We start from the raw sequence: 24,588 nt of genomic DNA, 5'->3' as shown, positions 1-24,588 counted from the left end.
CTAGACGTAGAATCGGCGTCCATGAGCACGCCCTACCCGGAACCCCAGCTCGACCCGCTGTCCTCCCCGGAGGGGTCCACCACGGGCCTCCTCGAGCGTGAGCACGTCGAGCAGGAGGTCGAGCCCGGCGACCACGAGCGTTTCGCGCACTACGTGCGCAAGGAGAAGGTCCTGGAGTCGGCGCTGTCCGGCGAGCCGGTCGTGGCCCTGTGCGGCAAGGTGTGGGTGCCCGGCCGCGACCCGAAGAAGTTCCCGGTCTGCCCGATGTGCAAGGACATCTACGAGGGCCTGAAGTCCGGTGGCGACGACAGTTCCGGGTCGGGCGACAAGTAGTTCCTGAAGCCGTATCCGGTGAGTAGCAACCGCACCCCTGCCCTTTCGTCGTACCTGCCCACGCTGGCCGGCATCGTCACGCTGATCACGCTGATCGCCTTCGAGGCGGTCGCGGTGTCCACGGCGATGCCGGTGCTCACCCGTGAGCTCGACGCGGTGCGGGAGATCGGCTTCGGCTTCTCGGTCTTCATCGCCGCACAGCTCCTGGGGGTGGTGGTCTCGGGCAGCTGGTGCGACACCTCGGGCACCCGCTGGCCGGTGCGCACCGGCATCGTGCTGTTCGGCGCCGGGCAGCTGATCTGCGGTTTCGCGCCGACCTTCCACGCCCTGCTGGCGGGCCGGGCGATGGCCGGGGCCGGGGCCGGCCTGCTCGTGGTCGCGATGTACGTGCTGGTCGCCGACGTCTTCCCGTCATCGCTGCAGCCACGCGTCTTCTCGTTCTTCTCGGCCGCCTGGGTGGTGCCCGGCATCGTCGGCCCGGCCCTGGCCGGCTGGCTGGCCGAGGAGGTCAGCTGGCGCCTGGTCTTCCTGCTGGTCGTGCCCCTGGCCGTGCCCCCGTCCCTGGTGCTGCTGCCCAAGCTGCGCTCGACGCCCAGTCACGAGCCCGGCGCCCCGGGGGCGCTCACCCGGGCCCAGGTCCGGCTCCGCGCAGTCTGCGGGGTCGGCGTCACCGCCGGGGTGCTGCTCCTGCAGTGGGGCCTGGCCCGCATCGACGGTCTTGTCGGCCTGGTCGCCCTGATCGTGGGAGTGGCCCTGACGGTGCTCGGCTTCCGCCCGCTCGTGCCCGCCGGCACCCTGCTGCTGCGGCGCGGCCTGCCCACCGTGATCGCGCTGCGCGGCCTGTTCGCCGGCATGTTCTTCGGCGCCGAGTCGTTCATCCCGCTGATGCTGATCAACCAGCACGGTTTCGAGGCCGACCAGGCCGGGCTGGTGCTCACCGGCGGCATCGTCGGCTGGACCCTGGGCGGCTACGTGCAGGGCCACCCCCGGTTGCGGCTGCCTCGTCACCTGCTCTTCGTCTCCGGCGCCGTGATCATCTCCTCCGCCCTGTTCGGCCTCACCCTGCTGACCAGCCCGCCCACCTCGGGCTGGCTGGTGCTGCCGCTGTGGGCCGCCTGCGCCGTCGGCATGGGCCTGGCCATCTCCAGCACCGGTGTGCTGACCCTGCGCTACAGCGAGCCCGGGCAGCAGGGCCGCAACTCCTCCGCGCTGCAGCTGTCCGACGCCCTCGGCGCGGCCCTGGGCATCGGCGTCGCCGGAGCCGCCTTCTCGGCCTGGCACGACCCGGTCGGCGGGGACACCCGCCTCTTCACGATCATGTGGCTCGCCGCGGGCGGGTTCGGGGTGTTCGTGGCCCTGGCCGGTTTCCGTGCCCGTCCTTCTTCCACAGGGTTGTCCACAACCGTGCAGTAGGTGTGGACGGGTTCGCGGCTTTCGTTCCCGGGGGTGTCAGCCTTGCGCCATGCTGATCGACAGCCGAGATCAAAGGGGGGCACCCACCGCGAGGCGGGCCGGGCCGGCGGCGACGAGCCGCTCGTTCTCCCGTTTCCCCTCCTTGTCACGATCGCGCTGTCGGCCCTGGTCAAACGCTGATTCGTGATTCATCGCACCTACCCTCGGGCGGGCGTCGTCGTGTCCACGTCACGCCGTGGCGCCCGTCAGCAGGTAGCCTCCTTGAGCGATGACGAGACGAACGACGCGGGATCACGAGGCCTTCAGCGGCTCCCCGGAGGCAGGAAACCTCCTGTCGCACCGGAAGATCCGTAAGAACGACGAAAGGACGGCGGCGTGACCCCCGGCGGCTCCAACGCGCCCTCGCTCTTCGACTCGGTGGCCGAGCCGGGTCCTCCTCCGCCCCCACCGCCGCACAGCAACCCGGCGTCTGCGAACCCGGCCCACGCCAGTTCCGCGGCGGCGTCGCACCTGCCTCCGGCGTTCCCCAACCGGGCGGCCTGGGGCACCTCGTCGAAACTGCGTGCCTGGCAGCAGGCCGCGCTCGACAAGTACCTGGCCACCAACCCGCGTGACTTCCTCGCGGTCGCCACCCCGGGCGCCGGTAAGACCACCTTCGCCCTGCGCATCGCCACCGAGCTGCTGCAGCGGCGCATCGTGCAGCGGGTCACCGTGGTCTGCCCGACCGAGCACCTGAAGCGGCAGTGGGCCGACGCGGCCGAGCGGGTCGGCATCCACCTCGACCCGAACTACAGCAACGCCCAGGGTGCCCACGGTGCCGGGTTCGACGGCGTCGCGGTCACCTACGCCCAGGTCTCGATGAAGCCGCTGCTGCACCGGGCGCGCACCGAGGCCGGCAAGACCCTGGTGATCCTCGACGAGATCCACCACGCCGGTGACTCGCTCACCTGGGGCGACGGCGTCTCCGAGGCGTTCGACCCGGCCACCCGCCGGCTGGCGCTCACCGGTACCCCGTTCCGGTCCGACACCAGCCCGATCCCGTTCGTGGAGTACGAGGAAGACGCCCAGGGCATCCGCCGCTCCCGGGCCGACCACGCCTACGGCTACTCCGACGCGCTGCGCGACGGCGTCGTGCGTCCCGTCATGTTCCTCGCCTACTCCGGCTCGATGCGCTGGCGCACGAGCGCCGGTGACGAGGTGGCCGCCCGGCTGGGCGAGCCGATGACGAAAGACCTGATCGGCCAGGCCTGGCGCACGGCCCTGAACCCGCAGGGTTCCTGGATCCCGTCGGTGCTGGCGGCGGCCGACAAGCGGCTCACCGAGGTGCGCCGCGGCGTGCCCGACGCCGGGGCCATGATCATCGCCACCGACCAGGAGACCGCCCGCGCCTACGCCGGCACGCTCAAGGAGATCACCGGCGAGTCGCCCACGATCATCCTCTCCGACGAAGACGGCGCCTCCGACAAGATCGACGAGTTCTCGGCCGGCACCTCACGGTGGATGGTCGCGGTCCGCATGGTCTCCGAGGGGGTCGACGTGCCGCGCCTGGCCGTCGGGGTCTACGCCACCTCCACCAGCACGCCGCTGTTCTTCGCCCAGGCCATCGGGCGTTTCGTGCGGGTGCGCAAGCGCGGCGAGACGGCCTCGGTCTTCCTGCCCAGCGTGCCGGTGCTGCTCGACCTGGCCGCCCAGATGGAGGTCGAGCGCGACCACGCCCTCGACAAGCCCAAGAAGGACGAGGCCGAGGACGACTACCCCGAGGAAGACCTGCTCGCACAGGCCAACCGCGAGGAGAAGGCGTCCGGCGAGCTCGAGAAGACGCCGTTCGAGGCCCTGGAGTCGCAGGCCACGTTCGACCGGGTGCTCTACGACAAGCAGGAGTTCGGCACCCACGCCGAGGTCGGCAGCCAGGAGGAGGAGGACTTCCTCGGGATCCCCGGCCTGCTGGAGCCCGACCAGGTCACGACGCTGCTGCGGCAGCGCCAGGCCGACCAGCTGGCCCGCAACCGCAACAAGCCCGAGGCCGAGCCGGTCCCCGAGGTCTCCGGCCACCGCCAGATCACCGCGCTGCGCAAAGAACTGCACAGCCTGGTGGGTGCCTGGTCGCGCCGCACCAGCCAGCCGCACGGCGTGGTGCACTCCAACGTGCGTGACGCCTGCGGCGGGCCCGAGGTGGCCAAGGCCAGCGCCGAGCAGCTGCAGGAGCGCATCGCCACCCTGCGGCGCTGGTTCGTCGGGCAGAAGTAGGCCCGGGAACCCGGCGTCAGTCGCGAACCACCTGGAACGTCCGGAGTGAGGGATCGGCCGCGTACGCGATGCGGCCGCCCTCCTTCGCGATCCGGCGCAGCTCGTCGACCGTTTCGGCCGTGATCATTTCACCCGGCGCCAGCACCGGCACCCCGGGCGGGTAGGGCGCCACCAGCTCACCGCTGACGCGCCCGACCGCCGCGGTCGCGTCCACGCTCTCGTGCGTCGCGAAGAACGCCTCGCGCGGCGCCATGCCGGTCACCGGCACCGTGCTCCACGCCGGGCTCCGCGAGATCGGCCGCGCCGGGCCGCGTTCCGCCTCCACGGCCGCCACGATCGAGGTGACCAGGGCGTCCACGGCGACCACGTCGTCCGCCATCGTCAGCATCGGGATCAGCGTGTCGCGATCAGCCATCTCGATCGTGAAACCGGCTGCGCGCAGGCGCTGATCGACCCGCAGGCCGGAGGCCCCGGTGCCCGGCAGGCGGATCACCAGCTTCGCCGGATCGGCAGCCGGACCGGTCGGGACCTCGAGACCGCTCACCGACCGCAGCTTTTCGGCCGCCCGTCGTCGCAGCCCGAGCAGGTCGCCGAGCAGGCGCTCGCCGTGGTGCTGCAGCAGGGCGCGGGAGGCGTCGATGCTGGCCAGCACCGCACCCGACGGGCTGGTCGTGTGTCCCGTCTCGAAACCCCGCTCCAGCCGGGCGGGATCGAGCAGGCCGCCCTCGCGGGTGGTGCGGGCCAGGAGCAGCGCCGCCTGGTTCATCGCCGGCAGGGTCTTGTGCGCGCTGATCACCAGAGCGTCGGCGCCCCGCGCGAGGGCGTGCTGCGGGTAGTCCGGACGGAAACCGAAGTGCGCGGCCCAGGCGCCGTCCACGACCAGAGGCACTCCGGCCGCATGCGCCGCGTCGGCCAGGCCCTCGAGGTCACCGGACGTCCCGACGTACGAAGGATCGCCGACCAGAACCGCTTTCGCCTCGGGGTGCCGGTGCAGGGCCTCGGCCACCGCCGCCGGGGGCACGCCGCCCGGGAGCCCGTGCTGCTCGTCGAGCTCCGGGTACACCCAGACCGGCCGCAGACCGGCCAGGATCAGCCCGCTGAGCATCGAGCGGTGCAGCGTGCGCGAGACGATCACGGTGTCGCCCGGCCGGCCCACCGCCAGGGCCACCGCCTGGTTGGCGTGCGTCGACCCGCCCACCGAGAACCGGCACCAGTCCACGCCCCAGGCCCGGGCGGCGCGCTGCTCGGCGTCGGTGAGCAGCGCGAGCGGGCCGGGGGCCTCGAGCCCGGCGTACAGCGGCAGGTCGCCGTCGACCAGGGGTCCGACCAGCCGGTGGTTCTGCTTGTGCCCGGGGATGCTGAAGAACCGGGTGCGCCCGGCGGTGACGTCGGCGGTCATCCGGAGCCAGGCGGCGAAGAGGGGCGCGTCGTCGGCGAGGCCGAGCGGGTCGTTACGGGGCACGGTGCCGATTCTGCCGGAGTGGGGCTATCACCCTGTTGTTCGAACGTGTGTTCGAATAGGATGGCGGCATGTTCGAGGGGGCAGCGATCCTGCATGCGGACCTGGACGCGTTCTACGCGTCGGTCGAGCAGTTGCTCGATCCCTCGCTGCGCGGGCGCCCGATCGCGGTCGGGGGCAGTGCCGCCGGCGGGGTGGTGCTCGCGGCCTCCTACGAGGCCAAGCGGTTCGGGGTGTCCGGCGGTATGCCGGGGCGCCGCGCCCGCGAGCTGTGCCCGCACATCACGTTCGTGCGGGGGCATTTCGACCGCTACCAGCAGCTGGCCGACTCGGTGATGGCGATCCTGGGCGACGTCACCCCCGAGGTCGAGCGCATCTCGATCGACGAGGCCTTTCTCGACGTCTCGGGCAGCGTGCACCTGTTCGGCCCGCCCGACGTGATCGCCGACCGGCTGCGCCGTCAGGTGCGCCGCGAGGTCGGGCTGCCCATCTCGATCGGTGTCGCCCGCACCAAGCATCTGGCCAAGGTCGCCTCGCAGGTGGCCAAGCCCGACGGTCTGGTGGTGGTCGCGCCCGAGCGCGAGCGGGAGTTCCTGGCCCCGCTCCCGGTCGGCCTGATGTGGGGCATCGGCCCGGTGGCCCAGGCCAAACTGAAGTCCGAGGGCATCGTCACCATCGGCCAGCTGGCCGAGGCGTCACCCGGCTCGGTGCAGCGCCTGCTCGGCAACGCCGTCGGCCAGAAGCTCAGTGCCCTCGCCGTCAACGAAGACCGGCGCCGCGTCAGCGGTGCCACCCGGGCCCGGTCGGTGGGGGCGCAGTCCGCGATGGGCCGTAAGGAGGCCACGCCCGAGATGGTCCGGGCCGTGCTCAACCACCTGGCCGACCGGGTGGCCGTGCGGCTGCGCGCCAAACACCGTGCCGGGCGCACCATCACGGTGCGCGTGCGGTATCCCGGCATGAAATCCGTGACCCGCTCGCTCACCCTGAACGAGCCGGTCGCCGCCACCCTCACCCTCACCGAGGTCGCCGAGCAGCTGGCCTGGCAGGCCCTGAACGACGAGGCCCGGGCGAGAGGCGCCGCGATGCCCCCAGACGCGATGCCCCCAGCCGCGATGCCCCCAGCCGCGATGCCCCCTGACGTGATGCCCACTCAAGCACCGGCCACTGAAGTACCGGCCACTCAAGCACCGGCCGCCGAAGCGCATCATCTCGAGATCAGCCTGCTGGCGATCTCGGTGTCCAACCTGGTCGCCCGTCACGCCGTGCAGCAGGAGTTGGCCGTCTCGCCCGACGACCCGCGCCGCGAGGGGTCCGATCCCGGCGCGGCCCGGCTCGCGGTCGACACCTCGATGGACGCGGTGCGGGCCAAGTACGGCCGCGACGCCGTCGGCTACCTCCCCGCGATGTCCCGGGGAGGTGTGCCCGACGAGTTCCGCGAGCTGGCGGAGAAAGAGGTCTAAGGCGTCTCCGGCAGCGGCCGGATGAACGGAGTGGTCGTGGCGATCTCGTGAAAACCCATGCGCTGCAGGATGGGCCGGCTCATGTCGACGGCATCGACCCGCAGGTAGCGGTAGCCCCGGTCGATGGCCTGCCGGGCCCGGTGGCTGACCAGCGCGCGGAACACCCCCCGTCGCCGCCAGCCGGGCACGGTGCTGCCGCCCCAGATGCTGGCGAAGTCGGTGCCGGGGTGGAAGTTCACCCGCCCGGTGGAGATGGGCCGGTCGCCGTCCATCACGACGAACGCGGCCACTCCGGCGGCGATCTCGGGATCCGGGTCGGCGATCTGGCGCAGCAGGGCATCACCCCAGGCCTGGTGCGAGCCACCGAAGACCTCGTCGTGCACGGCCACCATCCGGCTCACGCCGGCGGCATCGGTGACCGGCTCGATGCGCACCCCCTCCGGCGGTCCGACCAGGTCGAGTTCACCCAGGTCGGCGACCATCAGGCTCTCCGGCGGCTCCTGGTTCAGGCCCGCCGCCCGCAGCCGGGCCGGCAGGTCGGCGGGAGTGTCGTAGGAGTAGTACTTCCACTCCCACTCCACACCGAGCCCGGCCATCCGCTCGATCTGCGCGGCGATCACCTCGTCGGCGTCGGTCTCGGTCAGGCGCGACCAGGTGACGGCCGCCCATTCCGGGCGCACCGTGTTCAGCACCCGCGCGGGTTCCCGGCCGGGCTCGGGGTTCTCGGCGCCCTCGCCCTCACCGGCGCGTCGCAACTGTTCGTCGAAGGCGGCCAGCACCGCAGCAGTGTTCATCGCCGCACACCATCGACCCCGCAACGGGCCCGGCGCAACACATTTACCGGCGGCAGCGCCCCGGCAACCGGCAACGCCCCTACGACAGGGCCGCCGCCGACGCGGCCGCGGGCACGTGCGGCAGCGGGTGGTGCGAGAGACCCGTGGAGTTCAGTTCCGCCACGATCGCGTCGTGGATCCCCTCGCGATCGGCGGCGGCGAACACCCCGACGCTCCACACGTCGTCCTCACGGCTGAGCCGGTAGTCCACGACCTTGCCGTTGCGGTCGACGTAGAACGTCTGGCCGGTGTCGGGCGAGAACGCCACGATCGGCACCTGCAGCGGCTCGCCGGTGCGCTTGTTCAGGAACACGCCGACCACCCCCGAGACCGGGACCAGGGGTACCGCAGAACTGGAGATGGCCATGTCACGCCTCCGCGTCGAGCCCACCGATGATGTCCCCGTGTCGGCAGTCCCGCGCCCGGGCTTGATCGGGGATCACCCGGCTGCCGCGATCCAGGCCCGCCGCTCGCTGCGCACCGAAAGGTCCGTGCGGTTCTCCAGCCGGTGCGGCCCGTCCTCGTCGAGCAGTGCGCCCAGCGTGGTGTGGTCGGCCGGTGCCAGCCGGTCGCCGGCTCCCTCGCGCAACCGGGTCAGCGTCACCCGTGCGTAGCGCTTCGCCACCTCGGAAAGCGGTGCCGCCTGGTCGATCCGGAACGTGCGTTCCTCCCGCACGGCGAAACCGCTCGCCGTGAGCGTGGCGGTCCAGTCCGAGTTGACGGTCGGGTGGTGCTCTTCGCGCGCGCGGTCGGCGATCGCGTTCAGCCGGTCCTCGAGACCCGGTGCTCCGAGCCCGATGTCGTCGGGCAGGAAACGCGGGAAGGTCTCGAACTCGATCATCGCGAACAGCCCGCCCGGCGTCAGCACGCCTCGCAGATCCTCGAGAACCCGGGCCGGATCGGACATGTGGTGCATCGAGGCGGACGCCCAGACCAGATCGGCCGAAACCCCGCCCAGCCGCTGGGCGTCCAGGTCGATCTCCCGGGCGACCACGCGTCCCCCATCGCCCGACCGTCGCGCGCGATCGGTGAGATGCTCCAGCATCCCCGCCGACGCGTCCACCGCCGTCACGGTCGCGTCACCGAAACGGCTCAGCAGCGCGAAGGTTCCGGTTCCGGTGCCGGCTCCCAGGTCGATGATAGTGCGGACGGGGTGGTCGCCCAGGTGCCCCGCGATCCACTCGGTCACGTTCCCGAGATGGTCGGCCAGCACTTCCCCGTCCAGATCGAGCATCTCGGTCATCAGGTCCTCGCTGACGGAGTGACCGTGACCGTGACCGTGTTCCTGCCCGTGAGATCCCATGCCCACGACCATACGAGCCTCTTGCGCCCCCGGCATACCATCTTGCGTATGAAGCAAGAAGACGAGGTCGACCGCCTGGTGCGTGCCCGCATCCGGGGCCTGCGGGTGGCGAAGGGCTGGTCGCTCGACGACCTGTCGTCGCGGTGCTTCCTCAGTCCGTCGACCCTGAGCCGGATCGAGACCGGGCACCGTCGCATCGGTCTCGATCAGCTGACGGCCATCGCCCGGGCCCTGGGGGCGACGCTCGACGAGCTGGTCGAGTCGGCGGGCGACGACGACGTGGTGATCCGCCCGCAGCACGACCAGGAGCGCGGCCGCACCTTCTGGACGCTGAACCGCCAGGACGGCCCGAACGGCATGACGGTGGCCCGGGTACGGCTCACCCGGCCCGCGCCGCGCGGCGCCGACGCGATGAAGGTGCATCCGGGGCACGACTGGTTCACGGTGACGACCGGCACCGTCGAGCTACTGCTGGCCGAGCGGGTGGTCATCGTGGAAGAGGGGCACGCGGCGTCGTTCTCGACGATGGTGCCGCACTCGTTCGGAGCATTCGACGGGCCGGCCGAGATCCTGGCCGTGCTCGACCACGGCGGCCGGCGCGTGCACCTCGAGGTGGGGGAGGAGCGGTAGGCCGCTCAGCGAGCCGGCATCAGATGCGGGTTGGTGAGGTCGACGGCCTCGATGGTGTCGAGGTCGCGCAGCGTGCGGTCGACCGCACGGCGCACCAGGATCGGCACGAACGTCGTGATGCGGGCCCCGGCGTAACGGGCGCTCTCGCGTCGCACCCAGCGCTGGATCGTCGTGGTGGCGAAGAGCGGGTACTTCACCGACAGCTCGGCCACAATGGCCTCGACCTCCGGCTCAGGCATGAGCTCGATCACTTTCTCGATGACGTGACGACACGGCCTCGTCGCCGGGCATTAACCCAGTTCTAACACGTCATCTGTCGCTCAGGCCAAGGAGTCCCCAACTTTCGGGCCACGTCACCATCGCTTCACGGCTTCCGCGACGGCCGGATGGCTGAGCATGCTCTCGTGCGTCGCGTCGAGACGTTCCCAGGTCATCCGGGGCAGGGCCGCCAGGCCCTCGTCGATCGAGGCGCCGGACAGGAACTCGGGTTTGTCCGGCCCGGCCCCGTGCGCGGCGGCGATCAGGTGCACGGGCAGGTCCAGCCCGTTCAGGACACCCAGCCGGGTCGGCCGGGTGAGGCAGTCGACGGCGTCGGAGGGCGCCCGGAACGACAGCGTCGAGCGCTCTTTCAGTGCCACCACCGAGAACAGGGCGCGCACGACGAGCGGACGGGTGAGGCGTGACGGCGTCGGGCGGGGGCCACCGTCGAGCAGCAGCACCCCGCGCACGCCCAGACCGGCGTCCACCAGACGACGCACCACGACCGGGGCCAGGAAGGCACCCATCGAGTGCCCGACGACCACCGTCTCCCCGGCCGCCGCCCACGGCGACCGGACCGCGAGGTCGACCACCGCGTCCGCAAGCCCCATCAGCCCCCGACGGGCCGTGACGCCGCGGGAGGGCCCGCGGCCCGGCAGGTTCGGCGCGACGAGGTGCCGCCCGGGCAGACGCCGTTCGAGATCCGCCCAGACCCCGGCCGTGCTGGTCATCCCGTGCAGGGCCAGCACGGTCGGGCCGTCACCGGGTCGCTCGTGCACCACCAGAGAGCTCACGGTGGACACGCTAGTCAGTCAGGCGGCGTCCGGCTCGATCAGGCCCTCGGCCTCCAGGGCCTCCACGGCCGCCCGGATCGAGGGCACCACCAGCGAGGGCAGGAACGCCCGGGCGGTCGCGGCGTCGGCCTCGCTCATCCGGCGGGCGGCGGCGGCCAGCGGTTCCACCGAGGTCTCGGACAGGATCGCGGCCATCTCGTCGGCCTCGGCGCCGTTCAGGGCGGCCCGGGTGGCACCGAGCACGTTGAGCACCCCGTAGCCCTCGGCGTCGCTGACCAGCCCGGAGACCCCGTCCGCGACGGCGTAGGGCAGGTCGCGGTCGATCAGCGCCCGGATCGCCTGCGCGGCCTCGGCCGGAGACCGGGACAGGTACAGCGCCACGCTCTCCGCGCCGTCTTCGCGCAGCACGTCGAACGCCGGTTCCCAGCCCGGCTCGGCCGGGACGGCGAACCAGGCGGGAACGGTGAAGTCGAGGGAGTCGAGCATGACCCGGGCCCGCTCGGCCACCGAACCGGCGGCCGGCCCGGCGAAGGGCAGCTCCACGGCGACCAGTTCGGCCCGGTGGTTGTCGAGCAGCTGGAACCGGGCGCGGCGCAGGGTCTCCATCAGCGAGGCGTCGTCCTGCTGCGGGGCCGGCTTGGCCACCAGCACCACCGGCAGCCCGGCGTCGGACGTGTGCAGCCCGTAGATCACCTGTTCGGTCGCGTTCACCGGAACCCGCAGCGGCCCGACCAGGTCGCCGTACCAGGCCCGACGGTGATCGCGGTGGGCCGCCAGGGTCGCCCCGGCGTCACCGGTGACCGCGTCTGCGAGCAGGCCGTCGAGCAGCGGTTCCACCACCGGGCCGGAACCCGGGTGGTCGCTGCCCGGCAGACCCACAAGTCCTTCACTCATGTGTCCAACTTAGGGGAAAGGGGAGCCCCCACGAGTTCGGCCCCGGCCTCGGTCAGCGCGGTCAGCGCGGCCCGGGTCGTCTCCGGGGCCACGCCCGCCGTCAGCGGCAGCAGGACCCGCGTGGTGAAGCCCGCCCGCACCGCGTCCAGAGCGGTGGCCCGCACACAGTGGTCGGTCGCGATGCCGACCACGTCGACGGCCGTGACGCCGTGCTCCCGCAGCCAGTCGGCGAGCCCGCCCTCGGGGGAGGCCCCCTCGAAACCCGAGTAGGCGGCCTCGTACTCACCCTTGTGGAACCAGGCCTGCACCAGCGAGGTGTCGAGCGCCGGGTGCGAGTCCGCGCCCGCCGTGCCGACCTCGCAGTGCCGCGGCCAGGTGTCCACGTAGTCGGGGCTCTCGCTGAAGTGGGTGCCCGGATCGATGTGCCAGTCGCGGGTGCCCACCACCGCGGCGTATCCCGGTGCCGAGCGCAGGTGGGCCGTGATCCCCTCCGCCACGGCCGTGCCCCCGGCGACGGCCAGCGAGCCGCCCTCGCAGAAGTCGTTCTGCACGTCGACCACGATCAGAGCTGTACTCATCCTGGAAACTCCTTCAACGAAGATCAGCGCGTCATCACGGTCGGGATCGCCGCCTCGCCGCGCGACAGCTGGCGGGCCGTCACGGGCAGTTCGGCGCGGGAGAGCTCGTGCAGCGCCCGGGCGTCGGCCGGCGTCGAGGTGTCGACGATCTCGCCGCCCCTGACCAGAACCCGCTGCAGCCGGCGGTATTCGGCACCCTCGGGCCGGGTCCCCAGCCCCAGCAGCTCCTGGTCGGCCACGCCCTCGGCGTTGCGCCGGCGCAACGCCCACTTGCGGCCGCCCACACTGGCCTTGGCCGTGCTCTTCTTCGCGACCGGCACCATCGTGCCGTCGGCGCCCTCGCGGGCCACCAGCTTGTAGACCATCCCGGCGGTCGGCGCGCCCGAGCCGGTGACGAGTTGCGTTCCCACACCGTAGGAATCGACCGGCGCCGCGGCCAGCGCGGCGATCGCGAACTCGTCCAGGTCGCTCGTGACCACGATCCGGGTCTGGGTGGCGCCGAGCTTGTCGAGCTGGATCCGCACCGCCTGGGCCTGCTCCAGCAGGTCGCCCGAGTCCAGGCGCACCGCACCGAGTTCCGTTCCCGCGGCCTCGATCGCGTGCTCCACGCCGGTGGTCACGTCGTAGGTGTCGACCAGCAGCGTGGTGCCCACCCCGAGCGAGGCCACCTGCGCCCGGAACGCCTCGAGCTCACTGTCGTGCAGCAGGGTGAACGCGTGCGCCGCGGTGCCGATCGTCGGGATGCCGTAGCGGGCGCCCGCCGCCAGCACGCTGCTGCCCGCGAACCCGGCCACGTACGCGGCGCGGGCCGCGGCCACACCGGCCTCCTCGTGGGTGCGGCGCAGCCCCATCTCCAGGCACGGACGTCCGTTGGCCGCCGTGGTCATCCGGCTCGCCGCCGCCGCGATGGCGCTGTCGTGGTTGAGCACCGACAGCACGAACGTCTCGAGCATCACGGCCTCGGCGAACGTGCCCTCGACCGTCATCACCGGTGAGCCGGGCAGGTAGCACTCGCCCTCGCCGTAACCGGTGATGTCGCCCGTGAAGCGGTAGCCGGCCAGCCACTCCAGGGTGGGCGCGTCCACCACCGCGCGGCGCTCCAGGTCGGCCAGTTCCTCGTCGCCGAAACGGAACTCCCGCAGCTGCTCGAGCAGCCGGCCGGTGCCCGCCACCACGCCGTAACGCCGGCCGTCGGGCAGTCGCCGGGCGAACACCTCGAAGACGCAGCGCCGCTGGGCCGCGCCACTCGCGAGCGCCGCCTGCACCATCGTCAGCTCGTACTGGTCGGTGAGGAGGCTGGGGCGGAAACCGGGGTTGTCCATGACCACTCTTTTCGTCAAATTGACGCTATCGATGGAACGACACTAACCCCGTTGCCTGCTTGTCGTCAAGATGACGAAAGGTCTACAGCTTCTGCTTCGAGACCGCCGTGACCAGGTGCTCCTGCCAGGCGGTGAGCACTTCGTAGATCGAGGCGACGGCCAGCCAGGACTCGGCCTCCTCGCCGGCCCACAGGCGCTGGTGCAGAGCCTCGGCGTCTTCGTCGGTCTTCAGCTCGAGTCGCTCGCCGAGCACCAGGCGCACGTCGGTGAAGGCCTTGAGCAGTGACAGCGCCTCGGGCCCGGTGAGCAGCACCGGCTCCGGGCGGTTCAGGGCGGAGGCCGCGGTGCGGGCGCCCTCCCGCTTGCGGGCGCGCAGCCCGAACTCGGTCAGCCGCCGGTACTCCGACGAGGCCTCCGGGTCGTCGCGGTTGCCGTCGGGCAGCAGCCGCGCCAGGGCCGGGTCGTCGGGGGTGACGGGTGGCTCGGCCGAGGGGGAGCCGGACATGCCGACCAGCGCCTCGAGCGGGTCGACCTCCCCGGCCGGGCGCCCGTCGTCGAGCAGCTCGTCGAGCTGGCCGAGCAGGTGGACGAGGATGTCGCGCTCCTGCTCGTCCAGGTTGACCTGGACGCCGGCGCGCGTGGACCTGAACGGAGCCTTGCGGTGAGCCATCGGAATCAGTCGTCCTTGCGGAAGGTGGCCCACAGGCCGAACTCGTGCATGGCCTCGGTGTCGCGTTCCATCTCCTCGCGGCTGCCGTTGGAGACGACCGCGCGGCCCTTCTCGTGCACGTCGTGCATCAGCTTCTCCGCCTTGCCCTTGGGATAGCCGAAGTACGACTGGAACACGTAGGTCACGTAGGACATGGTGTTCACGGGATCGTTCCAGACGATCGTGACCCACGGAACATCGGTCTCGGGCTGCTCGACCGTGTCCGGCTTCTCGAGCTCCACAGGGGCGATCGACACCCCCCAACTCTAACGAAGAGGTGGGGGTCACTCGCAGTTCGGATGGGATTGACTGCCCGTCGGCCGTACGCTCGGTGCTCATGACCGGTGTCGACGGAGCACTGAGAACGAGGGGAGGGCCGCGATGAGGCTCACGATCGTGGGGTGTTCGGGCTCGTTCCCAGGGCCGCAGTCGCCCTCCTCCAGTTACCTTCTCGAGGCCGAGGAAGCCGGGCGCACCTGGCGTGTCGTTCTCGACCTGGGCAGCGGCGCACTGGGGTCGCTCCAGCGGTTCGCCGACCCGTCCGCGCTCGACGCGGTGATCGTCTCGCACCTGCATCCCGACCACTTCATGGACCTGTGCGGCCTGTTCGTGGCGCGGCACTACGACCCGGTCGGGCCCCCCATGCCCGCGCTGCCGGTCTACGGCCCGGCCGGCACGGCCGACCGGGTGCTGGCGGCCTACGGTCCCGACGCCGCCTCCGAACTGCCCCACGTCTACGACGTGCGGGAGCTCACCGACGGCGGGGTGATCCGCATCGGCCCGTTCACCGTGACCACCCGCTCGGTCAACCATCCGGTGCCCGCCTTCGGCATGCGCATCCAGGCCGGTGGGGCGTCGATCGCCTACTCCGGTGACACCGACTCGTGCGCGAACCTGATCGAACTGGCCCGGGGCGTGGACCTGTTCCTGTCCGAGGCCTCGTTCGTCGAGGGGCGCGACGAGGCGCGCGGGGTGCACCTGACCGGCCGGCGCGCCGGTGAGGCCGCCACCGAGGCCGACGTGCGGCGACTCGTGCTCACGCACATCCCGGTCTGGACCGACACCGAGACCGTGGTGCGCGAGGCCCGGGGCTCCTACCCGGGGCCGGTCGAGGCGGCGACGACGGGCGCGCAGTACGTGCTCGAACGGGTCGAGGCCCGGTAGCACCCTCTAGGCTCGGCCTCATGGCAATCACCACCGACGTCCGCGTGGACGGCCGCGCGAGCGATCAGCTGCGCGACATCACCATCTCCCGCAACTGGCTCGACCACGCCGAGGGCAGTGTCCTGGTCGAGTTCGGCCGCACCCGGGTGCTGTGCGCCGCCTCGTTCACCGAGGGTGTGCCGCGCTGGCGCAAGGGCAGTGGCCAGGGCTGGGTGACCGCGGAGTACGCGATGCTGCCGCGGGCCACGAACACCCGCAACGACCGGGAGGCGGTCAAGGGCAAGATCGGCGGCCGCACCCACGAGATCTCCCGCCTGATCGGCCGCAGCCTGCGCGCCGTGATCGACACCCGGGAGCTCGGCGAGAACACCATCGTGCTCGACTGCGACGTGCTCCAGGCCGACGGCGGCACCCGTACCGCCGCGATCACCGGGGCCTACGTGGCGCTGGCCGACGCGATCGAGAACGCCCGGGCGAAGAAGCTGCTGCGCAACGCCAACGCCAAACCGCTGAAGGACTCGGTCGCCGCGGTCAGCGTCGGCATCGTCAAGGGCAAGCCGGTGCTCGACCTCTGCTACGAGGAAGACGTGAACGCCGGCACCGACATGAACATCGTCTGCACCGGTGACGGCCGGTTCGTCGAGGTGCAGGGCACGGCCGAGGGGGTGCCCTTCGACCGCGCCGAGCTCGACCAGCTGCTCGACCTGGGCGCGGCCGGCTGTGTCGAGCTCGGGCTGATCCAGCAGAAGGCCCTGGCCAAGTGAAGCTGGTCCTCGCCACGCACAACGCCGGCAAGGTTGTCGAGCTGCGGCAGATCCTCGCCGACGCCGGGGTGGAGGCCGAACTGCTCGGCATGGACGCGTTTCCCGATGTCGCCGACGTGGTCGAGACCGGGGTCACGTTCGCCGAGAACGCCCTGCTCAAGGCGCACGCGGTGGCGCAGGCCACGCAGCTGCCGGCGATCGCCGACGACTCCGGCCTGGCCGTAGACGTGCTCGGCGGTTCGCCGGGGGTGTTCAGCGCGCGCTGGGCCGGGCGGCACGGTGACGACGAGGCCAACCTGCGGCTCCTGCTCGCCCAGCTCGGCGACGTGCCCGACGAGCACCGGCAGGCGCACTTCGCCTGTGCGGCCGCGCTCGCGCTTCCGGACGGCACCGAGAAGGTCTGGTTCGGCTCGATGCCGGGCCGTCTGCTGCGGGAACCGAGGGGCAGCAACGGTTTCGGGTACGACCCGATCCTGGTGCCGGACGAGCCGGCGGGCAACACCCGCAGCTCGGCCGAGATCAGCCCGGCCGAGAAGAACGCGATCAGCCACCGGGGCCAGGCCTTCCGGCTGCTCGCGGCCGACCTGTCGCAGTTCGTCAGCTGACCGTCAGTTGGCCGTCATCTGACACAGGCCGGTATCTCCAGCACCTCGCACCACGCGTCCACCGTCTCCGGTCCGTCGTAGCGGTGGCCGTGCCCCAGGGGCACGTTCTCCGATGACACCACGTCGGCGGTCGTGCGCCAGAACCCCACACCCGGAAAACGCAAGCCCCACAAGGGTACCGGGTCGTCGTCGTGGTTGAGCGTCACCAGACCGGTCCCGTCGGTCTGGTGACCGCTCGGCACCCCGACCAGCAACCCCGCGTCCACCATCGAGGGGTCGGACACCGCCGGCAACAGCCCCCACGCCCCGAGACTCTCACCGTAGACGAGCAGTTCGGGACGCTCGCCGGCCGGGAGCCGGTCGATCCGCTCCCGCATGCGCCGCACCAGTTCCGACGTGGTGTCCCGCACCCCGTCGCCTCCGCGCAGAAAGGCCAGCCAGCTGGGCGATTTCGAGTACTGCACCACCACGGTCGTCAGGTCGCCGCCGTAGAGCTGTTCCAGGGCCCCGGTCATCCGCTGGTTCACCCAGCCCGAGCCCGTGGGCACGGCCACGAGAATCGCCGCCGAGTCCAGCCCGCCCGCCTTCTCGGTCTCGGTCACGGCCCGCTGGGTTCGAATGGTGGACGTGGTGGCCGCGTCGAGCGGTACGTACACCCGGTGTGCACCGGGAGACGTTGCCCCGCCCAGGAATTCGGTCATCTTGGCGTTCGGGTCGGGGGTGTTGCGCGCCGAGGCCAGGACCAGGGCGATGGCCGGTACGGTCACCACGACCGCGATCCGGCGCCAGGACAGGCGGGACATCGCGACCGCTCCGGCGGCGATCGTCAGCGCCCCCAGCACCGCGAGAGCCGTGTGCATCAGCGGGTTGCCGGGCAGGCCGACGGCCTCGCGCACCTGGTGGGTGCGGTATCCGGTGCGCACCGCCCCGGCCCCGAGAACGGCTGCGGCCAGGCCGGTTCGGGGGTGGCTGCCCAGTCGGGACCAGGGGAGCCGTTCCAGCAAGGCACCCACGGTGTACCCGATGAGCAGCGCGATCGCCCCGATCGCCACGTCCACGACCAGCGGGTGGGGGAGCATGCGTGGGGGCAGCACCAGGGCCAGCATCAGCGCCGCGGCGGGGAGTCTCATCGGGCCACCGCCGCCCGGCCGCGCGTCAGCAGCCCACCCGTGACCGCGATCCCGGCCAGCACCGGCCCGAACAGCTGCAGCGGTGACTCATGGCGCGGCACCCCGTACCCCTGACGCCAGGAGTTGAACGCCACCGCCCCGCTGTAGACCCGGGCCATCGCTCTGCAGCCCACCCCGTCGCATCCTTCCAGTGTCTGCCGGGCGAACTCGGCGTCCACCGCCCGGCGGGCCCAGGCGCCGAGCGGTTGCCCCCGGTCGTCCGCGTACCGCAGGAGGTCGTAGCCGACGTCGTGCCGCACACAGGCGGGGGTGAAGCCGTACGGCGAACCGCCGATCGGCGAGGAGCAGCCGCCCGCATGCGTCACCAGGTCAACGGGGAGGGGTCCGTCCGGTGATCCCCAGGTGCGCACCGCGTTCGCCGCGCCGGCCTGCCCGGGCCCCACCACGTCCACCGTCCGCCCCCACCCGCCGATGGCGAAAACCACCAGCACACCGGCCAGAACAGCCAGGATCCGCGTCGACACCGTGCCTCCAGGCCACGCGGCCGGACGGTCCGGCAGCGGGGCAGGCGGTGAAGGTAGGAAGGAGGTGGGGTCGGGATCGTCGTGCCGGGGAGCGAGATCGCACCCGCTACCCAGGGGTGATGCGGCCCCTCACGGGTCACTCCGCAGAGGGACGCCGCACCGGCCTGTGCGCCCCTAGGGTCGGGGCATGCGCCTTCATCCGGTCCAGGCTCTGGCCAGGGTCACCGAGCCGGTCGTCGACCAGATCGGTTCCGCCGACGGCCGCCCGGTGCCGCGCTGGGCGCTGCGGCTGGTTCTGCTGATCACGTTCGTGCTGTTCTGGATCGCCTTCGGCACCACCCAGGTCACCTACCGCACCGAGTCCACCGGCATGGGCTCGATGTTCTTCATCGCGATGGTGGTCGCGCTGCCGTTCGCCCTGGTGCTCACCCGGCCCCTGCCGGCGCTGGTGTTCAGCGTGGTCAGCGCCTTCGTCACCGGGGCCTCGCTGCCGTCGCGCCACCCCGGCAGCGACGAGTGGCCCTGGCTGGTGGTGCAGGGCCTGATCATCTTCGCCCTGCTCTACGCCACCGGTGTCCGCGCCGAGCTGCGCAACAGTGCAGGCGCCTGGATCCTCACCTCGGCGCTCTTCTCCTGGGGCGTGGCGCCGCCGCAGCGCACCGGCTGGATCGTGGCGCTCGGGGCGATCGTGCTGCTCGGCGTGCTCACGGGCCGGCTCGGCCGCACCCGCCGCGACCTGCGCGCCCAGACCCAGGTGAGCGAGGAGGAACGGGCCCGCCGCGTGGTGCTGGAGGAACGCGCCCAGCTGGCCCGCGACCTGCACGACATCGTCGCCCACCACATGTCGCTGGTGGTGGTGCAGGCCGAGACCGCGCCCTACCGGGTGCCCGAGCTCGGCGACGCCGCCCGCGACGAGCTGCTCTCCATCTCCGGCACCGCCCGCAAGGCCCTCACCGAGACCCGGGCGCTGCTCAACGTGCTGTGGCAGGAGACCAAGGAGGCCGAGGCCGCGCCCCAGCCCGGTCTGCACCTGCTCGGCGAGCTGGTCGAGAACACCCGCCGGGCCGGGGTGCAGCTCGACGCCCACATCGACGGTGACGTCGACGGACTGCGAGAAGGCCGGTCCCTGGCCGGTTTCCGGATCGCCCAGGAGGCGCTGGCCAACGCGTCCCGGCACGCCCGGGGCGAGCCCGTGACCCTGGAGGTCCACGGTTCGGCCGAGGGAGTCAGACTGTCGGTGGTGAGCGGTACAGACGGCGAGGTGGTGGGTCAGGCGCCCACCACCGGGCACGGCATCGTCGGTATGCGCGAGCGCTCGGCCGCGGCCGGGGGCACCCTCGAGGTCGGGCCCACCGCAAACGGTTTCGCCGTGCGCCTGTTCCTGCCCCGTGACCCGGGAGACCCGTCATGACCCTCGACCCGAAAGACCAGCCATGACCAGGCTCATCGTCGTCGACGACCAGGCGATGGTGCGCGAGGGGTTCTCCGCGCTGCTCGCCGCCCAGCCCGACTTCGAGGTCGTCGGGGCCGCCGCCGACGGGCTGGAGGCCGTGCACGTGGTGAAGACGATGCTGCCCGACGTGGTGCTGATGGACGTGCGCATGCCCAACCTCAACGGCATCGAGGCCACGCGCCGCATCATGGCCCTGCCCGGTGACCGGCACCCGAAGGTCCTCATCCTCACCACCTTCGACCTCGACGACTACGTGTTCGAGGCGTTGCGGGCCGGGGCCAGCGGGTTCCTCCTGAAAGACGCCCGCAGCGCCGACCTGGTGCAGGCCGTCCGGGTCGTCGCGGCCGGCGACGGGCTGCTCGCCCCCACCGTCACCCGCCGCCTGATCGAAGAGTTCGCCCGCCGCCCGGCCCCCGACACGCGTCCCGCCCTGAAGCTCAAGGCCCTCACCCCGCGCGAGACCGAGGTCCTCGTCCTGATCGCCGGGGGCCTGTCCAACGCCGAGATCGCGACGCAGCTGGTGCTCGGCGAGCAGACCGTGAAAACGCACGTCGGGCGCATCCTGGCCAAGCTCGACCTGCGCGACCGGGCGCAGGCGGTGGTCACGGCCTACGAGAGCGGGCTGGTACGGCCGGGCGCTTCCCAGTGACCTGCGATTCACAGTGATGTGGGGCAAGCTCACAGATTGAGATGAAGAACAACCAACTCCTGATCGCCGCCGGAGCGGGCCTGGCCTCCGGCGTCCTCGCCCTGGGCCTGGCCGAGGTCGTCGCCGGCCTGGTCTCCCCGTCGGCCGCCCCGATCATCGCCCTGGGCGACGTCGTCGTCGACAACGTGCCGGCCTGGCTCAAGACCTTTGCTGTCAGCACGTTCGGCACCCACGACAAGGTCGCGCTGCTGACGGTCGCCTACCTGATCGCCGCCGCCCTCAGCGCTCTCGCGGGCGTGCTCGCGCTGAAGGGCCGACTCGGCACCTGGCTCGTCCTCGCCCTCGGGGCCCTGGCCGCGCTCGCCGCCGCCACGCGTCCCGAAGCCTCTGCTCTTTCGGCCCTGCCCAGCCTGATCGGGGCGGCGGCCGGGATGTTCGTGCTCGACCGGCTGATCCGCACCAACCGCAGCCGGCCTCCCGACGACCGCCGGGCCGTCCTGGGTCTCGGTGTCGTCCTCGGCGTGGGCATCGCCACCGGCGGCATCGGTAACTGGCTGGGCGCCCGGTTGCGCGGGGCCACCGCGTCCCGCGAGGCGATCAAGCTCCCGGTTCCCGCCGATCCCGCTCCCGCGCTGCCGAGCGGCGTCGAGGTCGGCGTCGACGGGATGGAACCGTTCCTCACCCCGAACGCCGACTTCTACCGCATCGACACCGCCCTCAGCGTGCCGCTGCTCAAGGCCGAGGACTGGGAGCTGCGCATCCACGGCCTCGTCGACTCCGAGGTCACGCTGACCTGGGCGCAGCTCGTCGCGGGCGACCTGATCGAGCGCGACCTCACCCTGATGTGCGTGTCCAACGAGGTCGGCGGCGACCTGACCGGCAACGCCCGCTGGATCGGCCTGCCCGTCGCCCCGCTGCTCGAGCGGGCCGGGGTCCGGCCGGCCGCCGACATGGTGCTGTCCACGAGCTCCGACGGCTGGACCGCGTCCACCCCGCTGGAGACCCTGACCGACGGCCGCGACGCGATTCTCGCGATCGGCATGAACGGCGAGCCCCTGCCGCTCGAGCACGGCTTCCCGGTGCGCATGATCGTGCCCGGTCTCTACGGCTACGTCTCGGCGACCAAGTGGGTCGTCGATCTCGAGGTCACCCGCTTCGACGCGGTGGAGGCCTACTGGACGCCCCGGGGCTGGTCGGAGCGCGGCCCGGTCAAGACGGGTTCCCGCATCGACGTCCCCTCGAACGGCACGACGGTGGACGCGGGCAAGGTCGCGGTCGCGGGGATCGCCTGGGCCCAGCACCGCGGCATCACGGCGGTGGAGGTCCGCGTCAACGAGGGGGCCTGGCAACCGGCCACCCTGGCGGCGGAAGACAGCGTGGACACCTGGCGCCAGTGGTACTTCGCCTGGGAGGCATCCTCCGGCGAGCACCGGCTCCAGGTCCGGGCCACGGATGGTGACGGCATGACTCAGACCGGTGACGAAGCGCCACCCGCTCCCGACGGGGCCACCGGCTGGCACGAGATCAACGTGTCCGTTCGGTGACTTTGGGCTATTGTTCGTGCCTGAAAGCGCTGAAACAGGCACTGAGAGTGCGCGTGTCTCGCTAGGGTGAACTCGTTCGACGACGACCGATCGACACCTGCTTCACCCCAAGAATCTGTCCCGCCCGCTTTGGCCACACCTGGAAGCCGCCGATACGTTGCGTATGCAAGAAGAGGTGGTGGGCCGTTCGGGTGCGGGCCGAACGGGTGACGGAACGGCAGCCGGTGACCAGACTCCCGTCCGCACGACCGTTCTCGGCCTGCTCGTCGGGTTCGGTGTCCTCATCGCCGCGATCTGCCCGGTGCTCGGGGCGACTCAGGGGCCGGTCCCCAGCTTCGGCCTGTGGGGATCCGGCCTGATCGCGGTGCTGTCCGGTGCGGTCGTCGCCCGGGCCGGGCGGGAGCCGTTCCGGCAGCTGCTCGGCTGGGCCGTGGTGCTCTGGGGCACCGGCCAGCTGATGATCGGCGCCGACCTGCTCGACGGCGCCGTCGCCTACCCGGCCGTGGGTGACATCGTCTCCGCCCTCGCCGCCCCGCTCGGTGTAATCGCCCTGATCCGGGCTCCGCGCAGCTCCCGTTCCGACTGGCCCGGCGTGCGTCTCGGCCTCGACGCCCTGCTGCTGGCGGCCGGCCTCACGCTCCTGGTCTGGCGCACGATGCTCTCCGCCCCCGATGACATCGTTGACGCCGGGGCCGTGGTCAACGGCCTGATCTGCTTCTTCGACCTCGCCATCATCGGCATCGTGCTGCTCGTCTGCCTGCGCGACACCGGTTGCCGCCTGTGGCCCGCCGTCCCGGGCGTCGTCCTCCACGCCGTCGCCGACGTGACCGGCATGCTCCTGGACCCGGGCACGGCGGTCGGCGATCGCGCCCTGCACTGGCAGTCGATGGCGCTCTGGGCGATCGCCTGGCCCCTGGTCGCGATCGGCCTGATCCGCTACCGCCGCTCCAACCCGACCGCCGACTCCGACAGCGTCCGTGATCGCCAGGAGGTGGTGGCTGCCCAGGTCACCGTGCTGCTGACCGCCGTGACGGTGGTCGCCGGAATGCTGGTCGGACGCCACCGCGGGCTGGCCCTCGACCCCGGAACCGTGCTGCTCCTCACCGGTCTCGGCCTGCTGCTCCTGATCCGCGAGCTCACCAGTGCCTACCTGCGTCTGCGCCTCACCGAACGGCTGCGCACCCAGGCCTTCTACGACGCGCTCACCGGCCTGCCCAACCGCCGGGCCCTGATCGACCGGATCACCGAGCTGCGCCACGGAACCACCCCGTGGGCCGTGCTCACCCTCGACATCGACGGGTTCAAGGAGATGAACGACCTGCTCGGGCAGAGCGGGGGAGACCGTCTCCTGGTCGCCGCGGCGGGCGCCCTGCGCGAGTTCGCCTCGTCCGACGTCACGGTCGCGCGCATCGGGGCCGACGAGTTCGCGCTCCTGGCCCCCGGCGACCTCAAGGCCGGTTCCCAGCTGGGCGACCGGGTGCGGGGTGCGGTCGGCGCCGCCCTCGAGCGCGAGTGTCCCGGCGCTGGCCTGTCGGCCAGTATCGGGGTGGGTCGCCTGGTGCGCGGTGACCTCCTGCTTGAGGACGCGTCGGTCTCGGCTCTCGGGGACGGTAACCGGATCGAAGGGCTGGCCGAGTCGGCGGCCGCGCTCGCCGCCGCCAAGGCGTCGGGGCGTAACTCGGTGGAGATCTACACCGGTGCGGTCGCCGCCTCCCGCGAACGCCGGCTGCGCCTGGAACAACGGCTGCGCCTGGCCATCGCCGCCGGATCGGTGCACACGGTCGGGCAGCCGATCGTCGACCTCACCGACGGCCGGCTGATCAGCTTCGAGTCGCTGGCCCGGTGGACCGACGAGGAACTCGGCCCGATCCCGCCGGACGAGTTCATCGCGGTGGCCGAGCAGACCGGCATGGTCGTGGCGCTCGGCGAGCAGCTGCTCAGCGAGACGCTGCTCTCGGCGTCGGAGGCCGGGGTGTTCTCGGCGGGGCTCAGCGTCTCGGTCAACGCGTCCCCGATCCAGCTGCGCGCACCCGGTTTCGTGGATCTGATGCGTCACCACCTGACCCGCCTGGGCATCCCGCCGGACCGGATCGTCGTCGAGATCACCGAGGCCATCCTGGTGGACGAGGGGGACCCGGCCATCCCCGTGCTCGCCGAGCTGCGCGGGCTGGGCGTCGAGCTGGCGATCGACGACTTCGGCACCGGGTACTCGGCGCTGGGCTACCTGCGGCGACTTCCGGTGCAGGTGCTGAAGTTCGACAAGTCGCTCACCCAGAGCCTGAACTCCGAGGCCAAGACCGTCGCGATCGTGGACGGGGTGATCCGGATGTCCCACCGCCTGGGTATCCGGGTGGTCATGGAGGGCATCGAGGAGGAGCACGAGGCCGAGCGCTGCCGTGCGGTCGCCGCCGACCGGGGGCAGGGCTGGCTCTACGGCCGGCCGATGCCCTGGACCCAGGTGGCCGTCGCGGTGGCGGCGCAGGAGTCGTCGGTGCGGCGGTCGTCCTGAGTTCTGGTTCTGG

The 24,588-nt window shown here is 71.9% G+C and carries 25 protein-coding genes; 12 read left to right on the top strand and 13 right to left on the bottom strand.

All coding sequences use genetic code 11. From position 1 onward, the window contains the following. Positions 1-21 precede the first annotated feature (21 nt). The 3 genes from J2S57_RS05245 (at position 22) to J2S57_RS05235 (ending at position 3,993) form a co-directional block, all read left to right on the top strand. The gene (locus tag J2S57_RS05245) at positions 22-333 is read left to right on the top strand and encodes a DUF3039 domain-containing protein (RefSeq protein ID WP_307238931.1); all 312 of its coding nucleotides are present in this window, start codon (positions 22-24) and stop codon (positions 331-333) included. Positions 334-351: 18 nt separating this feature from the next. Then, entirely contained in the window at positions 352-1,746 is a 1,395-nt protein-coding gene (locus J2S57_RS05240) for an MFS transporter (RefSeq protein ID WP_307238929.1), read from the top strand. Positions 1,747-2,256: 510 nt separating this feature from the next. Further along, complete coding sequence (locus J2S57_RS05235) at positions 2,257-3,993, top strand: DEAD/DEAH box helicase (protein WP_370882569.1); 1,737 nt, start codon at positions 2,257-2,259, stop codon at positions 3,991-3,993. 16 nt (positions 3,994-4,009) lie between these two features. On the opposite strand, the gene J2S57_RS05230 is transcribed toward J2S57_RS05235, so the two are convergent. Next, positions 4,010-5,455 carry an aminotransferase class I/II-fold pyridoxal phosphate-dependent enzyme gene (locus J2S57_RS05230; protein WP_307238925.1) on the bottom strand — a complete coding sequence of 482 codons (1,446 nt, stop codon included), beginning with the start codon at positions 5,453-5,455 and terminating at the stop codon, positions 4,010-4,012. A gap of 68 nt (positions 5,456-5,523) precedes the next feature. Between J2S57_RS05230 and dinB the strand changes: the two genes are divergently transcribed. Beyond that, a complete protein-coding gene (dinB, locus tag J2S57_RS05225; RefSeq protein WP_307238923.1) occupies positions 5,524-6,912 on the top strand; it encodes a DNA polymerase IV in 1,389 nt (462 codons plus the stop codon). Here the strand turns inward: dinB and J2S57_RS05220 are convergent. The 3 genes from J2S57_RS05220 to J2S57_RS05210 form a co-directional block, all read right to left on the bottom strand. Beyond that, positions 6,909-7,706 carry a GNAT family N-acetyltransferase gene (locus J2S57_RS05220; protein ID WP_307238921.1) on the bottom strand — a complete coding sequence of 266 codons (798 nt, stop codon included), beginning with the start codon at positions 7,704-7,706 and terminating at the stop codon, positions 6,909-6,911. The two genes, dinB and J2S57_RS05220, sit on opposite strands and share 4 nt — an antisense overlap. 79 nt (positions 7,707-7,785) lie before the next feature. Then, positions 7,786-8,112 carry a hypothetical protein gene (locus tag J2S57_RS05215; protein WP_307238919.1) on the bottom strand — a complete coding sequence of 109 codons (327 nt, stop codon included), beginning with the start codon at positions 8,110-8,112 and terminating at the stop codon, positions 7,786-7,788. 72 nt (positions 8,113-8,184) lie between these two features. After that, a complete protein-coding gene (locus tag J2S57_RS05210) occupies positions 8,185-9,048 on the bottom strand; it encodes a class I SAM-dependent methyltransferase (RefSeq protein WP_307238917.1) in 864 nt (287 codons plus the stop codon). Positions 9,049-9,096: 48 nt separating this feature from the next. On the opposite strand from J2S57_RS05210, the gene J2S57_RS05205 reads away from it, so the two are divergent. Then, positions 9,097-9,678: a helix-turn-helix domain-containing protein gene (locus J2S57_RS05205; RefSeq protein WP_307238915.1), complete on the top strand. Its 582-nt coding sequence runs from the start codon at positions 9,097-9,099 to the stop codon at positions 9,676-9,678. Between the two features lie 5 nt (positions 9,679-9,683). On the opposite strand, the gene J2S57_RS05200 is transcribed toward J2S57_RS05205, so the two are convergent. The 7 genes from J2S57_RS05200 to clpS all read right to left on the bottom strand — a co-directional run bounded on the left by J2S57_RS05200 (position 9,684) and on the right by clpS (position 14,490). Then, complete coding sequence (locus J2S57_RS05200; RefSeq protein ID WP_307238913.1) at positions 9,684-9,917, bottom strand: three-helix bundle dimerization domain-containing protein; 234 nt, start codon at positions 9,915-9,917, stop codon at positions 9,684-9,686. A 114-nt stretch (positions 9,918-10,031) separates the two neighbouring features. Next, positions 10,032-10,730, bottom strand: a complete 699-nt coding sequence (locus J2S57_RS05195) for an alpha/beta fold hydrolase (protein ID WP_307238911.1) — start codon at positions 10,728-10,730, stop codon at positions 10,032-10,034. Positions 10,731-10,748: 18 nt separating this feature from the next. Next, positions 10,749-11,624: a hypothetical protein gene (locus tag J2S57_RS05190; RefSeq protein ID WP_307238909.1), complete on the bottom strand. Its 876-nt coding sequence runs from the start codon at positions 11,622-11,624 to the stop codon at positions 10,749-10,751. Beyond that, positions 11,621-12,202 (bottom strand): nicotinamidase, encoded by a 582-nt coding sequence (locus J2S57_RS05185; protein WP_307238907.1) that lies wholly within the window; start codon positions 12,200-12,202, stop codon positions 11,621-11,623. The genes J2S57_RS05190 and J2S57_RS05185 overlap by 4 nt, the downstream gene beginning before the upstream one ends. 23 nt (positions 12,203-12,225) lie before the next feature. Continuing rightward, positions 12,226-13,524 (bottom strand): nicotinate phosphoribosyltransferase, encoded by a 1,299-nt coding sequence (locus J2S57_RS05180; RefSeq protein ID WP_307238904.1) that lies wholly within the window; start codon positions 13,522-13,524, stop codon positions 12,226-12,228. An 82-nt stretch (positions 13,525-13,606) separates the two neighbouring features. Further along, positions 13,607-14,194: a DUF2017 domain-containing protein gene (locus tag J2S57_RS05175; RefSeq protein ID WP_307238903.1), complete on the bottom strand. Its 588-nt coding sequence runs from the start codon at positions 14,192-14,194 to the stop codon at positions 13,607-13,609. Positions 14,195-14,199: 5 nt separating this feature from the next. After that, positions 14,200-14,490, bottom strand: a complete 291-nt coding sequence (gene clpS, locus J2S57_RS05170) for an ATP-dependent Clp protease adapter ClpS (protein WP_307238901.1) — start codon at positions 14,488-14,490, stop codon at positions 14,200-14,202. A gap of 124 nt (positions 14,491-14,614) precedes the next feature. Here clpS and J2S57_RS05165 point away from each other — a divergent pair, with 124 nt between their 5' ends. From J2S57_RS05165 to rdgB, 3 genes are read left to right on the top strand one after another with little or no spacing between them, the layout of a single operon-like run. Then, complete coding sequence (locus J2S57_RS05165; RefSeq protein WP_307238899.1) at positions 14,615-15,397, top strand: MBL fold metallo-hydrolase; 783 nt, start codon at positions 14,615-14,617, stop codon at positions 15,395-15,397. A 20-nt stretch (positions 15,398-15,417) separates the two neighbouring features. Then, positions 15,418-16,161 (top strand): ribonuclease PH, encoded by a 744-nt coding sequence (rph, locus tag J2S57_RS05160; RefSeq protein ID WP_307238897.1) that lies wholly within the window; start codon positions 15,418-15,420, stop codon positions 16,159-16,161. Continuing rightward, positions 16,158-16,766, top strand: a complete 609-nt coding sequence (rdgB, locus tag J2S57_RS05155; protein ID WP_307238895.1) for an RdgB/HAM1 family non-canonical purine NTP pyrophosphatase — start codon at positions 16,158-16,160, stop codon at positions 16,764-16,766. Before rph ends, rdgB begins: the two co-directional genes overlap by 4 nt. Before the next feature lie 14 nt (positions 16,767-16,780). Here the strand turns inward: rdgB and J2S57_RS05150 are convergent, their stop codons facing one another. Then, positions 16,781-17,896 (bottom strand): alpha/beta-hydrolase family protein, encoded by a 1,116-nt coding sequence (locus J2S57_RS05150; protein WP_307238893.1) that lies wholly within the window; start codon positions 17,894-17,896, stop codon positions 16,781-16,783. After that, positions 17,893-18,420, bottom strand: coding sequence for a phospholipase A2 family protein (locus J2S57_RS05145; RefSeq protein ID WP_307238891.1), 528 nt, complete (start codon positions 18,418-18,420; stop codon positions 17,893-17,895). Before J2S57_RS05145 ends, J2S57_RS05150 begins: the two co-directional genes overlap by 4 nt. A 187-nt stretch (positions 18,421-18,607) precedes the next feature. Here J2S57_RS05145 and J2S57_RS05140 point away from each other — a divergent pair, with 187 nt between their 5' ends. From J2S57_RS05140 to J2S57_RS05125, 4 genes are all read left to right on the top strand, one after another. After that, positions 18,608-19,831, top strand: a complete 1,224-nt coding sequence (locus tag J2S57_RS05140; protein ID WP_307238889.1) for a sensor histidine kinase — start codon at positions 18,608-18,610, stop codon at positions 19,829-19,831. 22 nt (positions 19,832-19,853) lie between these two features. After that, positions 19,854-20,522: a response regulator transcription factor gene (locus J2S57_RS05135; RefSeq protein ID WP_307238887.1), complete on the top strand. Its 669-nt coding sequence runs from the start codon at positions 19,854-19,856 to the stop codon at positions 20,520-20,522. Positions 20,523-20,563: 41 nt separating this feature from the next. Further along, complete coding sequence (locus tag J2S57_RS05130; protein ID WP_307238885.1) at positions 20,564-22,066, top strand: molybdopterin-dependent oxidoreductase; 1,503 nt, start codon at positions 20,564-20,566, stop codon at positions 22,064-22,066. A 163-nt stretch (positions 22,067-22,229) separates the two neighbouring features. Continuing rightward, positions 22,230-24,575, top strand: coding sequence for a putative bifunctional diguanylate cyclase/phosphodiesterase (locus J2S57_RS05125; RefSeq protein WP_307238883.1), 2,346 nt, complete (start codon positions 22,230-22,232; stop codon positions 24,573-24,575). Positions 24,576-24,588: the final 13 nt, after the last annotated feature.

Source organism: Kineosporia succinea (assembly GCF_030811555.1).
Lineage (GTDB): Bacteria > Actinomycetota > Actinomycetes > Actinomycetales > Kineosporiaceae > Kineosporia > Kineosporia succinea.
This window is presented reverse-complemented; position numbering and strand designations above follow the sequence as displayed.

Excerpts from the sequence above, each read along its gene's own strand:
- J2S57_RS05245 (WP_307238931.1), top strand. The coding sequence starts at position 22 with ATGAGCACGCCCTACCCGGAACCCCAGCTCGACCCGCTGTCCTCCCCG.
- dinB (WP_307238923.1), top strand. The coding sequence starts at position 5,524 with ATGTTCGAGGGGGCAGCGATCCTGCATGCGGACCTGGACGCGTTCTAC.
- J2S57_RS05220 (WP_307238921.1), bottom strand. The coding sequence starts at position 7,706 with ATGAACACTGCTGCGGTGCTGGCCGCCTTCGACGAACAGTTGCGACGC.
- J2S57_RS05215 (WP_307238919.1), bottom strand. The coding sequence starts at position 8,112 with ATGGCCATCTCCAGTTCTGCGGTACCCCTGGTCCCGGTCTCGGGGGTG.
- J2S57_RS05210 (WP_307238917.1), bottom strand. The coding sequence starts at position 9,048 with ATGGGATCTCACGGGCAGGAACACGGTCACGGTCACGGTCACTCCGTC.
- J2S57_RS05205 (WP_307238915.1), top strand. The coding sequence starts at position 9,097 with ATGAAGCAAGAAGACGAGGTCGACCGCCTGGTGCGTGCCCGCATCCGG.
- J2S57_RS05200 (WP_307238913.1), bottom strand. The coding sequence starts at position 9,917 with ATGCCTGAGCCGGAGGTCGAGGCCATTGTGGCCGAGCTGTCGGTGAAG.
- J2S57_RS05190 (WP_307238909.1), bottom strand. The coding sequence starts at position 11,624 with ATGAGTGAAGGACTTGTGGGTCTGCCGGGCAGCGACCACCCGGGTTCC.
- J2S57_RS05185 (WP_307238907.1), bottom strand. The coding sequence starts at position 12,202 with ATGAGTACAGCTCTGATCGTGGTCGACGTGCAGAACGACTTCTGCGAG.
- J2S57_RS05180 (WP_307238904.1), bottom strand. The coding sequence starts at position 13,524 with ATGGACAACCCCGGTTTCCGCCCCAGCCTCCTCACCGACCAGTACGAG.
- J2S57_RS05175 (WP_307238903.1), bottom strand. The coding sequence starts at position 14,194 with ATGGCTCACCGCAAGGCTCCGTTCAGGTCCACGCGCGCCGGCGTCCAG.
- J2S57_RS05165 (WP_307238899.1), top strand. The coding sequence starts at position 14,615 with ATGAGGCTCACGATCGTGGGGTGTTCGGGCTCGTTCCCAGGGCCGCAG.
- rph (WP_307238897.1), top strand. The coding sequence starts at position 15,418 with ATGGCAATCACCACCGACGTCCGCGTGGACGGCCGCGCGAGCGATCAG.
- J2S57_RS05150 (WP_307238893.1), bottom strand. The coding sequence starts at position 17,896 with ATGAGACTCCCCGCCGCGGCGCTGATGCTGGCCCTGGTGCTGCCCCCA.
- J2S57_RS05140 (WP_307238889.1), top strand. The coding sequence starts at position 18,608 with ATGCGCCTTCATCCGGTCCAGGCTCTGGCCAGGGTCACCGAGCCGGTC.
- J2S57_RS05135 (WP_307238887.1), top strand. The coding sequence starts at position 19,854 with ATGACCAGGCTCATCGTCGTCGACGACCAGGCGATGGTGCGCGAGGGG.
- J2S57_RS05130 (WP_307238885.1), top strand. The coding sequence starts at position 20,564 with ATGAAGAACAACCAACTCCTGATCGCCGCCGGAGCGGGCCTGGCCTCC.
- J2S57_RS05125 (WP_307238883.1), top strand. The coding sequence starts at position 22,230 with ATGCAAGAAGAGGTGGTGGGCCGTTCGGGTGCGGGCCGAACGGGTGAC.